Genomic DNA, 15,196 nt, shown 5'->3' on the forward strand with positions numbered 1-15,196 from the left:
CGTCGCGCAGGCGTCGGCCCTGGCCGCAGAAGAGCGGGGCGGGGTCGTACCTCACCATCCGGCGCACGAAAATCTATGCCGACGAGAGTAGACATTGGTCGATGACGTGGTTATGGTTTCTCTCGTAGCCCAGAGAGACAGCAGGACCGGCAGACACGAACTGCCGGGTAGCAGTACGGCAGTTGCCGTTCGCAGGACGGTACGGCGGTGGAGTTCCGAAGCCAGGGTTGTCGCAGGACGGCGACGGGGCTGACGGCCGGACCGGGTGGCCCGCAGTGATCAGGGGCCGCCGTGAGCAGTTCGCGTCACCAGCAGTACGCGGTCCCCGTGGGACACGCAGTTGATCGATCAGGGAAGAACGGAGGAGCCGAACGCCATCAGGATCGCCCGGGCAGAGGTTGTGAGCCCGGGTACCGCAGGACATCGATAGTGAGGTGGTCTCCGGTCAAGCAACCGCGATCCCAGCACGCCCGACCGCATTCCGGTCGGGTCTGCGGAAACAGAAGGCCGGCGCAGTAGAAGGCCGGCGGATGGTGTAGCAGTTCCTTCGGGCCCTGGCGCCGTACGGCGCCAGGGCCCCTCTACGCGTTCCACAGAGAGGTGCAAGTGACAGCAGACGACTCCTACAACCGTCTCGACGACGACGACTACCCCGCCTACACCATGGGCCGGGCCGCCGAGATGCTCGGCACCACGCAGGGCTTCCTCCGCGCCATAGGCGAAGCCCGCCTCATCACCCCGCTCCGCTCCGAGGGCGGACACCGGCGCTACTCTCGCTACCAGTTGCGGATCGCTGCCCGTGCCCGGGAACTCGTCGACCACGGGACCCCCATCGAGGCCGCCTGCCGGATCATCATCCTCGAAGACCAACTCGAAGAAGCCCAGCGCATCAACGCCGAATACCGCCGAGCCGCCTCCGGGCACACGGCCGACATCTGACCCTCAGCAGCCCGCAGTTCGCAACCCCCGGCCACAGCGACTCGCCAGGCCGCACTGATCAGCCGATGTGAGAATACGAGCGCATGACCGCCGAAGATGCTCAACCGCCGGTACACGGACGGGAATCCCAGCCCGGCCCGGAAGCCCCGCCCGACGTCCCGCTCGCCCCGGCGGTTGACACGCCTGCCGGCACGGTCGGCCGGCTGACCGCCGCCGTCGGCCTGGAAGGCGGGGTGGAGCGTGCGGCGGCCGCGCTGAAACCCAGGATGCGGGGGTGGCTGCACGCCGGCGTGTTCCCCCTGGCGCTGGCCGGCGGGATCGTCCTCATCGCCGTCTCTCGTTCCGTGGCGGCGCTGGCGGCCTGCTCGGTGTACGCGCTGTCGGCCTGCCTCCTGTTCGGTACCAGCGCGGTCTACCACCGCGGCACCTGGGGCCCGCGAGGGGAGGCGGTCCTGCGGCGGCTGGACCACGCGAACATCTTCCTGATCATCGCGGGCACCTACACCCCGCTGGCGGTCCTGCTGCTGTCCGCGGGTCAGCAACGAGTGCTGCTGGCCGCGGTGTGGGCAGGCGCTCTGGTCGGCATCGCCTTCCGCGTCCTGTGGATCGGCGCTCCCCGCTGGCTCTACACACCGTGCTACATCGCCCTGGGCTGGGTGGCCGTCTTCTACCTGCCCGACTTCGCGCGCACCGGCGGTATCGCGGTCCTCGTACTCGTCATCGCCGGCGGCCTGCTCTACACCGCGGGCGCCGTCGTCTACGGACTCAAGCGCCCCGACCCCTCACCGGCCTGGTTCGGCTTCCACGAGGTCTTCCACGCCCTGACCATCGCCGCCTTCAGCGCGCATTACACGGCCATCCTGCTGGCAGCCACATGACCGCGTCGACGGTCGGCCACGGCCGCTGTTCGCGGGGATCCGTGGATCATTCCCGCCGTCCGTAGCCCCGCACTGTCCGGTCGCATCTGCGGCGGCGGCAATGACCGTGGTGGCGGTGGCGGCGGCAATGACGGTGGTGGCGGCAATGACGGTGGTGGCGACGACGCTCCCGGGTGGGATCAGGCGTGGCTGAGGATGACGAGCAGCGCGGTGCCCTCCGCGAGAACCTGCGCGGTGAGTGCCGCCTGCCGTACCCGCACGGCCGGGGCGGCCACGGCGACGAGGAGGGCCACGGCGCCGGCTCCCGCACTCCATGCGAACAGCCCGCCGGGCAGTCCGGGGGCGCACTGTTCGCCGTACGTCAGGCACCGCCCCGCCCGCTCCGAGGTCAGCGTGAGCACGCCGGCCACCACGGCTGCCGGGACGAACAGGAGGGCGGCCACGGCGGCCCACCGCCGGGTGCGGTCCGTCGGTGACGTGGACCGGGCCGGGGGAGCGGGGGCGGCGGTGGAGGTGGATGCGTTCATGCCCCCATCCCATCCGGGCGGCCGACGCCGCACAGCCGTACAGATACTCGGATCCCGGGTGCCGCGTACTCAGACGGCGAGCGGACTGCCGCCGCCGCGCGCCGGCCGGGCGAGCACATCGGCTCGACACGGCGACCCGTGGACTCCTCCCGCTCCAGTCCGCCAGGCGTGCGAGGACCGCCGTCCTCTGGCGGACGCGCGTAGAGGTCGGGCACCATCTCCCTGCACCGCCGGCACAGCCGTTCCACAGGAAGCACGGTCGTCCGCAGGAAGGGTTACTCCATGAAGTTCCGCTCCGCACTGACCGCCCTCGCGCTCGTGATCGCCCCCGGCGTCGCCGTCGTCGGCACCGCTACCGACGCCTTCGCCGTCACCAAGATCAGTCACGCCACGGCCACCTCGATGTTCCGCGAGGTGGGCATCACCTGGTCCTCGTCCGGCAGTTGCTCCGACCGCAACAACTCCACCTGTACATCCTTCGAGCAGCTGAACCTGTCCACCGCCCAGGGAGCGCAGACGCTCAAGCGGGCCACCGGCTGCGCGCTCAACATCACCGGCGGCACGGAGACCGGCCACGCGAGCGGCACCTACTCGCACTGGAACGGCTACAAGCTCGACTACGGCAAGAACACCTGCGTCACCAACTACATCAAGAACACCTTCACTTACATCGGCCTGCGCGGCGACGGAGCCCCGCAGTACCGCTCGGGCTCCGGCAACGTCTACGCCGACGAGGGCAACCACTGGGACGTCCTGTACTACAACTGCGGCGGTTGCTGAACGCGTTGCCGGAAGTCCGGTGCGCCGACCCGGGCGGGGGCAGGGGCCGCCCCGCGCGCGGGCGCGGCGCGCCCGCCGGGCCGGGCCAGGCCAAGCCGGGCCAGGCCAAGCCGGGCCAGGCCAAGCCGGCCAGGCTGGGCCTGGTGGATGGGCGAACCGAGGCCATGTTCGTTCATGTACATGAACAAGGGCGGGCTGTCGACCGTGCGGCAGGGATGTGAGCGTCCGTGACTCTCCAGGGCGTTTAGTGCCAGTCAAGGCCTCCGGTCGGGCAGCGGCGCGAGTCCGACAGATCGATCGGCGTTCACATACTTGTCACCCCGTGGTGACCGCCCTATCCTCGCGTGGAGAAAGCGCTTTCCCGGTGCCTGTTGACCGTGCCGGGGGAGCGGCCCGCGGTATTGGCCGTGGAGCAGCACGCGCGCCGCAACCGATCCGGCGCAAGGCTGGCCAGGGCTGACCGTACCGAGGTGCCGACGCGCCAGGACTCCGGGACGCGCTCCGGGGCGCGGACGCATCGCGCTCGTCGCCGTGGCCGCGGTGGCGGGCACCCGCACCAGGGCCGGCCGGGGCCTCTGCGGTCCCGTTCCGCCGGTAGTCCCGCTCTCGGCGGCGTTCCCACTCGCGTCGCCTCGGCATGCGTGCGTCCCGATCCGGTCCCGACCGCGTCGCCCGCATGGCCTTCGCGCCGCTGGCATCACAGCGGCACCGCCCGCACCACATCAGCACCACCGCCCCTTCCGGTCCCGGCGCGGCCCCTGGCGAGAACGGCGTCCGCGCCGGGCCGGCAGAGGCCCGTGCTCGGCATCTTCATGGCATGAACATGGCAATGGTGCGCGCCTCGACAGCCCGGATCCGGGCGCCGACGTGCGCGGCACCCCCGTACGCGATGACGAAAGACGAGGCAAGGATGAGAAAGCCAGTCGCTCTGCGACTCTCCGCGGCACTAGGCACGCTGGCCCTGGCGGCGGCGACAGGCGTGGTCCTGTCCATGCCCACCGCATCGGCGGCCGGCGCCGGCGCGACCGGGTACGCCACCCAGAACGGCGGCACCACCGGCGGCGCCGGCGGGACGACGGTCAAGGCCACCACGGGGACCCAGATCCACGAAGCCCTGTGCGGCCGGGCCAGTACCAGCACCCCGATCACCATCCAGGTCGAGGGGACCGTCACCGTCGGCAACACCGCGAAGGTGTCGGGCACCGGCTGCAACACCGCCGCCGGCGTGATCGAACTGAAGGGCATCAGCAACGTCACGCTCGTCGGCGTGGGTAGCGGAGCCGTGTTCGACCAGATCGGCATCCACATCCGCCAGTCCAGCAACATCATCGTCCAGAACGTGACCGTCCAGAACGTGAAGAAGTCGGGCTCGCCCACCTCCAACGGCGGAGACGCCATCGGCATGGAGAGCGACGTGCACAACGTCTGGGTGGACCACGCCACGCTGATCGCCTCGGGCGGTGAGTCGGAGGGCTTCGACGGCCTGTTCGACATGAAGGACAGCACCCAGTACGTGACCCTGTCCTACAGCATCCTGCGCAACTCCGGCCGCGGCGGTCTCGTCGGCTCCAGCGACAGCGACCTCGCCAACGGGCCGGTCACCTTCCACCACAACCGGTACGAGAACATCGACTCCCGCACCCCTCTGCTGCGCGGCGCCACCGCCCATATCTACAACAACTACTACGTCAGCCTGAACGAATCGGGCATCAACCCCCGGGCCGGCGGCAAGGCCAAGGTCGACAACAACTACTTCAAGGACTCCAAGGACGTCCTCGGCACCTTCTACACCGACCTGCCGGGGTACTGGCAGGTCAGCGGAAACATCTTCGACAACGTGACCTGGTCGGCGCCGGGCGAGGACAACAACCCCGCCGGGCCGAACCCGACGTCGAACACGACCGTCGGCATCCCCTACGCCTACACCCTCGACGCCGCCACCTGCGTGCCGTCGATCGTGACCGCGACCGCGGGCGCCAACAACGGCCTGAAGGTGTCGGACGGCAACTGCGCCGCGACGACGCCCACCGCGACCGCCACGTCGACCGCCACCGCCACCGCCACCGCGACCGCGACGCCGACCGCCACCGCCACGTCGACGCCCGGCGGGACCAACCTGAGCATCGGCGCCGACTCCGACGGTTCCAGCAAGGCGTCCGGCACCAGCTACGGCAATGTCCGTGACGGCGACACGAGCACCTACTGGTCGCCGGCCGGCTCCACCGGCTCCATCTCGATCAAGTGGGGCTCGGCCACCGCTGTCTCCAAGATCAACATCAGGGAGGCCTCCGGTGCCACCGGCAACATCGGCTCCTGGCGGGTGCTCAACGCCGACACCGGGGCGCTGCTGACCTCGGGCAGCGGAGCGGGCACCATCTCCTTCACGTCCACCTCGCTGAAGAAGGTCACCTTCGAGATCACCGGCTCGAGTGCCACCCCGAAGGTGGCCGAGTTCGAGACCTACGCCTAGGAGTGGCAGTGGTCCGGCCGATCATGTGGCTCCCCCCGATCAGCTCGTCGTCCCGGTCATGGGGCGGGACAGGGAGGAGGAGGGGGAACGCCGTGATCCGCCGGACGCGGAGCAGGAACGGCTGCGACCGTTTCTGCCCGTGAGCAACGGCCGTCGCGGGCGGTGGCGCGACCACCGCCAGGTGACCGACGGAAATACCGGCCGGCCCTGGAGGAGCCCAGGCGGTTCCTGGAGGAGTCCCGGCCGGTCCTGAAGGAGCGCCGGCGGAAGGAGCGCTGGCGGGTTCTGGAGGAGTCCCGGCCGGTCCTGAAGGAGTACTGGCGGGTCCTGGCGGCACCTTGGAGGGGATCCCCAGGCCCTGGGGCCGTCCAGTGGCCCGTATCTGGCCCCCAGCCCTCCCCGGAACACCCGGGCCGGGCGATCGGCCGGGCCGCGGGAGTCCGATTCACGCTCCCGCGCGTTCACGGCCCCGCGCGATGGCCTCCCGCAACCGGTCCGTGAGCTCGGTGACGATGTCCCGGGCCGTGCGCCGCACGATCCCCGGGATCGGCGCAGTGCCGGTGGAGAGCCGCCGGGGTCACCCCCGCCTGTCGGGCGATCCCGGCGGTGTCGGCGTCGGAGCCCCCAGACCTTGCCGGGCGATGGCCTGTCGCGCCGTCGCGCGAACGCCCTCGACATCTGTCGGCGCAGCCGTGCGCGGCGCGCGGGAGCAGGGGTCACCCGGTCGTCCGCCTCCGGACGCTCACGCGGCACGACGAACCGCAGGGCCGCGCTCGAGGGCGACGGGTGCCCCGCTCAAGTGCGACGGGTTCCCCGCTCGAAGGCGACGGTTGGCTCCCCCGAGGGGGACACGAGGGATCTGCTCTGCCCGTGCGGATCGGTACGTGGCGGCGGCTGCGCGGGGACGACGTGCCGCTCACCGTCGGCGCCATCAGCGGGCCGCTGTACGTCCGGGCCCCCGGACGTGAGGTGGGCCGACGCATCCTCACCGGGCCGCCGGAGATCCTCGCATCTCGACGGTCCGCAGGTCACCACCGCCGGTGCGCGGAATCTGCCCGCTCGCCGCCCCGGGTAGCCTGCCCTCCTGCGGGCGGCGGCGGTCCGCTCACATCAGCCCGCCTCCCGGTGTGCGCCGGGCTTAACTCCTGGCGGCCGGTCCGGGAGACACCTGTGTAATGCACGGTTCGTACCGTCACAGAGGCTTGCAGAGGCTCTCACCAGGCTGATCGGCAGAAGGAAAGGGGCGCCCGTGGCCGCGTTGCACCCGCGGACCGACAACGCGACCACGACGAAGGTGCGCACGGTCTGCTCGTACTGCGGTGTGGGCTGCGGCATGCTCCTCGACATCGGCCGCGGACCGGACGGGCGCCGCACGGTCCTGAAGGCGTCCGGCGACAAACAGCACCCGGCGAACTTCGGCCGGCTGTGCACCAAGGGCGCGACCACCGCCGACATGCTCGCCGCGCCCGGCAGGCTCGCCGGCGCGCTCGTCCGCCCGGACCGCGGCGCGGAACCCGAGCACGCCCCCGTGGACGAGGCGATCGCCGAGACGGCACGACGGCTGCGGGCGATCGTCGACGAACACGGCCCCGACGCGGTCGCCCTCTACGTGTCCGGCCAGATGAGCCTCGAAGCGCAGTACCTGGCCAACAAGCTGGCCAAGGGCTATCTGCGCACCAACCAGATCGAGTCGAACTCCCGGCTCTGCATGGCAAGCGCAGGAACCGGTTACAAGCTTTCTCTCGGCGCCGACGGCCCGCCCGGCTCCTACGAGGACCTCGACAAGGCGGACGTCTTCCTCGTCATCGGTTCCAACATGGCCGACTGCCACCCGATCCTGTTCCTCCGGATGATGGACCGGGTGAAGGCGGGCGCCAAGCTGATCGTCGTCGACCCGCGCCGCACCGCCACGGCCGCGAAGGCCGACCTGTTCCTCCAGGTCGCGCCGGGCACCGACCTCGCCCTTCTCAACGGCCTGCTCCACCTCCTGCACGAGAACGGCCACACCGACCCCGACTTCGTCGCCGCGTACACCGAGGGCTGGGAGGCCATGCCGGAGTTCCTCGCCGACTACCCGCCCGCGACGGTCGCCCGGATCACCGGCATCGCGGAGGACGACCTCCGGGCGGCGGCCCGGCTGATCGGCGAGGCGGGGGAGTGGACCAGCTGCTGGACCATGGGTCTCAACCAGTCCACGCACGGCACCTGGAACACCAACGCGCTCATCAACCTCCACCTCGCCACCGGCAGGATCTGCCGACCGGGCAGCGGGCCCTTCTCCCTCACGGGCCAGCCCAACGCCATGGGCGGCCGGGAGATGGGGTACATGGGCCCGGGGCTGCCCGGCCAGCGCTCCGTCCTCGTCGAGGGCGACCGTGCCTTCGTCGAGGAGCTGTGGGGGCTCGAGCCCGGCACGATCAGGGCCGACGGCGTCGGCAAGGGCACCGTCGAGATGTTCCGGAAGATGGCCGAGGGCGACATCAAGGCCTGCTGGATCATCTGCACCAACCCGGTCGCCTCCGTCGCCAACCGCAGGACGGTCATCGAGGGGCTGGAAGCCGCCGAGTTCGTCGTCGCCCAGGACGTCTTCGCGGAAACCGAGACAAACGCTTACGCCGATGTTGTCCTGCCCGGCGCGATGTGGACCGAGACCGAGGGCGTCCTCATCAACACCGAGCGCAACCTCACCCTCGCCCGGCCCGCCGCCGATCCGCCCGGCGAGGCCATGGCGGACTGGCGGCTCATCGCGGCCGTCGCCCGCGCCATGGGTTACGAAAGCGGTTTCACCTACGACACCGCCGAGCAGATCTTCGAGGAGATCAAGCGCGCCCACAACGAGCAGACCGGTTACGACCTGCGCGGAGTGACCTACGACCGGCTGCGTGAAACCCCCGTGCAGTGGCCGGCGGCCACCGCCGACGGCCCCGACCGCAACCCGATCCGCTATGTGAACGACGACGGCTCGCTCACCTTTCCCACGGCTTCCGGCCGCGCGGTCTTCCACCCGCGCCCGCATGTCCCGCCCGCCGAGATGCCGGACGACGACTACCCGTTCTTCCTGAACACCGGCCGCCTCCAGCACCAGTGGCACACCCTCACGAAGACCGGGCGGGTGGCCAAGCTCAACAAGCTGGATCCCGGACCGTTCGTGGAGGTGCACCCCGAGGACGCCGCCGCGCTCGGCGTGTCCGACGGCGACTCCGTCGAGGTCGCCTCGCGGCGCGGCCGGGCCGTGCTCCCCGCCGTCGTCACCGACCGCGTCCTGCCCGGCTCCTGTTTCGCGCCGTTCCACTGGAACGACCTGTTCGGCGAGTACCTCAGCGTCAACGCGGTGACCAGCGACGCCGTCGACCCGCTGTCCTTCCAGCCCGAGCTGAAGGTGTGCGCGGTCTCCCTGACGAAGGTGTCGACACCGGTTACCGTGCAGCCCCCGGCCGCGGAGAAGCCGACGCCGGAGAACCCGCTCGGGAACGCGCCGGGCACCCGGACGTCCGGGCCGCAAGCGCCCGGAGCGGTCCTCGTACCGACCGCCGTCCTGCCCGCCGCGGCCGAGGTCTTCGGGCTGCGCCCCGCCCCGCCACCGGTCCTGACCGAGCGCGAACGGCAGTACCTGGTCGGTTTCCTCGCCGGGATCCCGGCCGGCGCCCCCGGGGTACCGGTGCTGCCCGCGGACGCGCCCTTCAGCCCCGAGCACGCGCTGTGGGTCAACGGCACCCTCGCCGGCATGTACTCCCGCACCGCCGCCGCACCCCCGCAGACCCCGGCGCGCCGGATCGTCGTCCTGTGGGCCTCGCAGACCGGCAACGCCGAGGACTTCGCCACCACCACCGCCGAGCGGCTCAGCGCCGGAGGTCACCCGGCGTCCCTCGTCGCCATGGACGAGGCCGATCCCGCCGCGCTGCCCTCCGACGCCGATCTGCTGCTGATCACCAGCACCTTCGGCGACGGTGACGCCCCCGACAACGGCGCCGGCTTCTGGGACGGCCTGGACGCGCTGGACACCGGCCGTCTGGAGGGCCACCGCTACGCCGTCCTCGCCTTCGGAGACTCCTCGTACGACGACTTCTGCGGACACGGCCGTCGGCTGGACCGTCGGCTGGACGAACTCGGCGCGGTCCGGCTGGCCCCCCGCACCGACTGCGAGCCGGACTACGAGACGGAGGCGCAGGCCTGGCTCGACCAGGTGGCCACCGCCCTGAAGGAGGCCACGGAGCCGGTGCCCGCGGCCCCGGACACCGGCCGGATCCCGGGCACCGGCCGGATCCCCGGCACCGGGGTTCCCGCCACCGCTCACGCGCCGGTGACCGTTACGGAAACCGTTTCCGTCGCGGTACCGAAGGCGCCCGCCACGCCCCGCCCGAAACGCCCCGCCCCCGTCACCGCGCGCCTGACCGGCAACCGGTTGCTGAGCCTGCCCGGCTCGGGCAAGGAGGTCCGGCGCTTCACCTTCGACACCCGCGAGAGCGAGACCCCGCTCGTCTACGAGGCGGGCGACGCCCTGGGTGTACGCCCCCTCAACTCCCCGGACGTGGTGGCGGAGTGGCTGAGCGTCACCGGCCTCGACGCGCAGACGCGCGTGCAGGTGAACGGCGTCGGTGAGGTCGCTCTCGGAGAGGCCTTCCTGCGCCACCTCGACATCACCCGGATCACCCCGGCCCTGCTGCGCTTCACCGCCGACCGCACCCGCGACCCGCGTGAACTGCGCAAGCTGCTGCGCCCCGACAACAAGGACGAGCTGGCGAAGTGGTCCTGGGGCCGTCAGGCCGTCGACGTGGTCGCCGAGTCGGGTGTCCGGGCCGGCCCGCAGGAGTGGGCGGAGCTGCTGGGACGGCTCCAGCCGCGGTTGTACTCCATCTCGTCCAGCCCGCTGACCGATCCCCACCTCGTCTCGCTCACCGTCTCCGTCGTGCGGTACGAGAACCTGGCCGGCCGGCCCCGGCAGGGCGTCTGCTCGCCCTTCCTGGCCGATGCCGATCCCGGCGCCGAGGTGGCCGTCCACGTGCAGCGCTCCCCGCACTTCCGGCCGCCGGCCGACCCTGCCACCCCGATGGTGATGGTCGGCCCCGGCACCGGCGTGGCGCCCTTCGTCGGCTTCCTCGAAGAGCGCCGGGCGCGGGGGCACCGGGCTCCCAACTGGCTGTTCTTCGGCGAGCAGCACCGGGCGACGGACTTCTACTACGAGCAGGAGCTGTCCGCCCTCGTGGACGACGGCACCCTCGCGCGTCTGGACACCGCCTTCTCGCGCGACCAGCGCGCCAAGGTCTACGTCCAGGACCGGATCCGCGAGCACGGTTCGCACCTGTGGTCCTGGCTCCAGGACGGCGCCCACTTCTACGTCTGCGGCGACGCCTCCCGGATGGCCAAGGACGTCGATCTGGCCCTGCGTGACGTCGCGGTCCTGCACGGCGGCCTGAGCGAGCCGGAGGCGGCCGCCTATGTGAAGCAGCTCGCCACCGACAAGCGGTACGTGCGGGACGTGTACTGACGGGAGTCACCAAAAAGGCCCGTGGGAGGCGCGGGCACCAAGTGGCGTTGCGCCGAAGAGAGTTGATATTCGGCCATCGCGGCGCGTCCATGTTCGTTTTTTCAACAGGAGTGGACAAGATCTGACGCACCCTCCGTCCGTGCGAAGCCGCACGGGTCGCCCCGAGGAAGGTCGTGGTCATGTCGCACCCGCATGTGTCGTCCATGGACCGGCCGGACCGCCCCCAGCGGGTGGAACCGGACCACCCCCGGCGGACGGTCGTCAGCCGTCGTCGTCTGCTCGAAGGGTCGGCCGCCGTCCTCGGCGCGCTCGCCCTGTCCGCGCCGTCCACCGCCCAACGGGCCGTCGCGGCGGACGGCGCCCCGCAGTGGAACGGCGCCATCGACGTCTTCCGGCTCGGTACCGAAGCCCCGCACACCACCCTCATGCCGTACGCGGATCTCGCCCAGGCACTCGCCGCCGACCGCACCCGCTCGCCGTACCGGCTGAGCCTCGACGGCATCTGGAAGTTCGCCCACGCCGACCGTCCCGACGACCGGGACCCCGACTTCCACCGCACCGATGTCGACGACAGCGGCTGGGACACCATCCCGGTTCCCGCCGCCTGGCAGTTGCACGGTTACGACCGCCCGATCTACATCAACATCACCTACCCGTGGTGGGGCGCCAACGGGCTGGGGGAGGAGGCGCAGCCGCCGGCCGCCCCCACCCGCTACAACCCCGTGGGCCAGTACCGGCGTACCTTCACGGTCCCGCGCGGCTGGGCGGGACGGCGGACGTTCCTTCACTTCGAAGGGGTCAAGTCCGCCCACTACGTGTGGATCAACGGCGAGTTGGTCGGTTACCACGAGGATTCCTACGACCCCGCCGAGTACGACATCACCCCGCACCTCAAGCCGGGCGCCAACCAGATCGCGGTGGAGGTCTACCGGTACTCGGACGGCGACTGGCTGGAGGACCAGGACATGATCCGGCTGAGCGGCATCTTCCGCTCGGTCTACCTGTACTCCACACCGGCCGTGCACCTGCGGGACTTCCGGCTGGACACCCCGCTGAGCGACGACCACAAGACGGCCCGGCTGTCGGTCACCGCGAGCGTGCGGGACTACGGCGGACAGGGCGCCGGCCACTACTCCGTCGAGACCCAGCTGTACGACGCGGGCGGGCACCCCGTGTGGCCCCGGCCGTTGCAACAGGCCGTCGTGCTCGGCGCCGGGGAGGAGACGGCCGTACAGGCCGCGAAGGCGGTGCCGGCGCCGCGCCTGTGGTCGGCCGAACACCCGTACCTCTACACCGCCGTGCTCCGGCTGCGCGACCCGTCCGGAAAGGTGATCGAAACGCTTTCTCACCGCGTGGGCCTGCGCGAGTTCGCGCTCAAGGACGGCCTCATGCGCATCAACGGCAAGCCGGTCTCCTTGCGGGGCACCAACCGGCACGAGATGCACCCGACCCGCGGCTCGGCCCTCACCCGCGCCGACCTCGTCGAGGACATCGGCATCATCAAGCGGCTGAACATCAACACCGTCCGCACCTCGCACTACCCGAACAACCCGCTCTGGCTGGAGCTCGCCGACGAGTACGGCCTGTACCTCGTGGACGAGACCAACCTCGAAACCCACGGCATCCGGGGCGAGTACCCCGGCAACCACGCCGAGTGGACGACGGCGTGCCTGGCCCGCGCCCGGAACATGGTCCACCGCGACAAGAACCACGCGTCGGTCGTCATCTGGTCCCTGGGCAACGAGGCCGGCGGCGGCACCACGTTCAACGCGATGCACGACTGGATCCGCTCCTACGACACCACCCGCGTCATCCAGTACGAGGGCGACGACCGCCCGGGGATCAGCGACATCCGCTCCGAGATGTACGACACCCCCGCCCGCGTCGAGGCGCGGGCCGCGGACACGAGCGACACCCGGCCGTACGTGATGATCGAGTACTCCCACGCGATGGGGAACTCCAGCGGGAACTTCAAGAAGTACTGGGACCTGATCCGCCGTCACGACGTGCTCCAGGGCGGCTGGATCTGGGACTTCGTCGACCAGGCCCTCGACTGGCCCACCCCGGTCCGCAAACTGTTCACCGAGGCCGGCCCCGCCGCGCTCAAGGGCGAGCTCATCGCCTCCAGCGGCTCCTTCACCCGCGACGAGGGTGTCTCCGGCGGAACCGTTTTCGCCCGCGACGCATCGCTGGACCTCACCGGCTCCCTCACGCTGGAAGCCTGGATCACCCCGCACGTAACCGGTTACCACCAGCCGATCCTCGCCAAGGGGGACACCCAGTACGCCCTGAAGCAGACGAACAGGACCCTCGAGTTCTTCATCCACGGCAGCGGCCAGTGGATCACCGCGAGCTGGGCACTGCCGGGCGACTGGACCGGCACCGAGCACCATGTCGCAGGTGTCTTCGACGCGGCGGCCGGCACGCTGACCCTGTACGTCGACGGCGCGGTCCGGGCCACCCGCACCACCACGCTGCGCCCCGGAATCAACACCGCGCCGCTGTCCCTGGCCACCGACGTCGACAACCCGACCAGGGAGTTCAGCGGTACCGTCCGGCGGGCGCGCGTGTACGCCCGGCCGCTGGGCGCGGCCGAACTGGCCTTTGCCGGCCGCGGTCCGGGCGACGACGGCGTACGGTTCTGGTTCGACGCCGCCACCGTCGGCCTCACCGAGAAGCGTCCCCACGAGAAGTCGTTCCGCGCCTACGGGGGCGACTGGGGAGACAACCCCAACGACGGTGCCTTCTCCGGCGACGGCATCGTCACCGCCGACCGCGGGGCCACCGGCAAGTCCGCCGAGGTCAAGCGGATCTACCAGGCCGTGGGTGCCGCCCCGGCCTCCGGCGGCCCGCTCACTCCCGGAGCGGCGGTCACCCTCACCAACGAGTACCTGTTCACCAACCTCCGTGAGTTCGACGGACGGTGGGAACTCGTGCGGGACGGGGAAGTGGTCCGGCGCGGAAAGCTGAGCCGGGCCCAACTCGATGTGGCCGCGCTGTCGAGCAAGGACGTCACCGTGCCCTTCGAGCTGCCGGACCACCCGGCGCCGGGCGCCGAGTACTTCCTCCAGCTGTCGTTCGCCACCAGGGAGACGACGAAGTGGGCGAAGGCCGGATTCGAGGTGGCCAGGCAGCAACTCGCCGTCGACGCCGGGAGCCCCGCCGTCACTGCCGTGCCCCTGGCCGGCGTCCCGGCGCTCCGCCACGACGACGGCGCGGGATCGGTCACCGTCACGGGCGGGAACTTCTCGGTCACCGTCGACAAGAAGACCGGTGTCATCACCTCCTACGAGGCCGACGGGGCCCGGCTGATCTCCTCGGGACCGGCCCCCAACTTCTGGCGTGCCCCCACCGACAACGACAGGGGAAACGGACAGCACACCCGCAACCAGACCTGGCGCGACGCCGGAGCGCGGCGCAAGGTCACCGACGTGAGCGTGCGGGCGCTGCGCGACCGGGCCGTGGAGATCAAGGTGGCCGGCACGCTGCCCACCACGACGGAGTCGGCGTACACCACCACCTACACCGTTTTCGGAAACGGTGAGATCAAGGTCGACAACACCCTGCACCCGGGCGCCGCCTCCCTGCCGTACATCCCGGAGGTCGGCACGCTGCTGTTCCTGCCCGCCCGCCTGGAGAGGCTGCACTACTACGGCCGCGGTCCCGAGGAGAACCACTGGGACCGCAACGACGCCACCGACGTGGGCCGGTACTCCGGAACCGTCACCGGGCAGTGGACCTCCTATCTGCGGCCGCAGGAGAACGGCAACAAGACCGACGTCCGCTGGGTCGCCCTCACCGACGGCGACGGCACCGGCCTGCTGGTCTCCGGCGAGCCGCTGCTGGAGTTCAACGCCTCGCACTTCACTCCCGAGGACCTGTCCGTCGGAGCCCGCCACGACTACCAGCTCACCCCGCGCAAGGAGGTCGTACTGCGCCTGAACCACCGTCAGATGGGCGTCGGCGGTGACAACAGCTGGGGCGCGCACACCCACGACGAGTACAAGCTGTTCGCCGACCGCGACTACGCGTACACCTACCGGCTCCGGCCGCTGACCGACGTGGACCGGGCGACGGCCGCGTCACGGCGGCCCACGGCAACCTCCGAGTAACCGCT

7 protein-coding genes are annotated in these 15,196 nt (G+C 70.9%); 6 read left to right on the forward strand and 1 reads right to left on the reverse strand.

Annotated features, from left to right (window positions below):
- Positions 1 to 606 precede the first annotated feature (606 nt).
- Positions 607 to 939 (forward strand): MerR family transcriptional regulator, encoded by a 333-nt coding sequence (locus ASD48_RS36045; RefSeq protein WP_057606064.1) that lies wholly within the window; start codon positions 607 to 609, stop codon positions 937 to 939.
- 83 nt (positions 940 to 1,022) lie between these two features.
- A complete protein-coding gene (locus ASD48_RS36050; protein WP_242432829.1) occupies positions 1,023 to 1,817 on the forward strand; it encodes a hemolysin III family protein in 795 nt (264 codons plus the stop codon).
- Between the two features lie 179 nt (positions 1,818 to 1,996).
- Here ASD48_RS36050 and ASD48_RS36055 read toward each other — a convergent pair whose 3' ends face one another.
- Positions 1,997 to 2,344 carry a hypothetical protein gene (locus ASD48_RS36055; RefSeq protein WP_057606065.1) on the reverse strand — a complete coding sequence of 116 codons (348 nt, stop codon included), beginning with the start codon at positions 2,342 to 2,344 and terminating at the stop codon, positions 1,997 to 1,999.
- Between the two features lie 282 nt (positions 2,345 to 2,626).
- Between ASD48_RS36055 and ASD48_RS36060 the strand changes: the two genes are divergently transcribed.
- The 4 genes from ASD48_RS36060 to ASD48_RS36075 all read left to right on the forward strand — a co-directional run bounded on the left by ASD48_RS36060 (position 2,627) and on the right by ASD48_RS36075 (position 15,191).
- On the forward strand, positions 2,627 to 3,124 hold the full coding sequence (locus tag ASD48_RS36060; RefSeq protein WP_057606066.1) for a hypothetical protein: 498 nt from the start codon (positions 2,627 to 2,629) through the stop codon (positions 3,122 to 3,124).
- A 910-nt stretch (positions 3,125 to 4,034) separates the two neighbouring features.
- The gene (locus tag ASD48_RS36065) at positions 4,035 to 5,594 is read left to right on the forward strand and encodes a pectate lyase (RefSeq protein WP_057606067.1); all 1,560 of its coding nucleotides are present in this window, start codon (positions 4,035 to 4,037) and stop codon (positions 5,592 to 5,594) included.
- A 1,249-nt stretch (positions 5,595 to 6,843) separates the two neighbouring features.
- The gene (locus tag ASD48_RS36070) at positions 6,844 to 11,079 is read left to right on the forward strand and encodes a bifunctional nitrate reductase/sulfite reductase flavoprotein subunit alpha (RefSeq protein WP_057606068.1); all 4,236 of its coding nucleotides are present in this window, start codon (positions 6,844 to 6,846) and stop codon (positions 11,077 to 11,079) included.
- 203 nt (positions 11,080 to 11,282) lie between these two features.
- Entirely contained in the window at positions 11,283 to 15,191 is a 3,909-nt protein-coding gene (locus ASD48_RS36075; protein WP_057606134.1) for a glycoside hydrolase family 2 TIM barrel-domain containing protein, read from the forward strand.
- Positions 15,192 to 15,196 lie beyond the last annotated feature (5 nt).

Source organism: Streptomyces sp. Root1310 (assembly GCF_001426425.1).
In the GTDB taxonomy this organism is placed as follows: Bacteria; Actinomycetota; Actinomycetes; order Streptomycetales; family Streptomycetaceae; genus Streptomyces.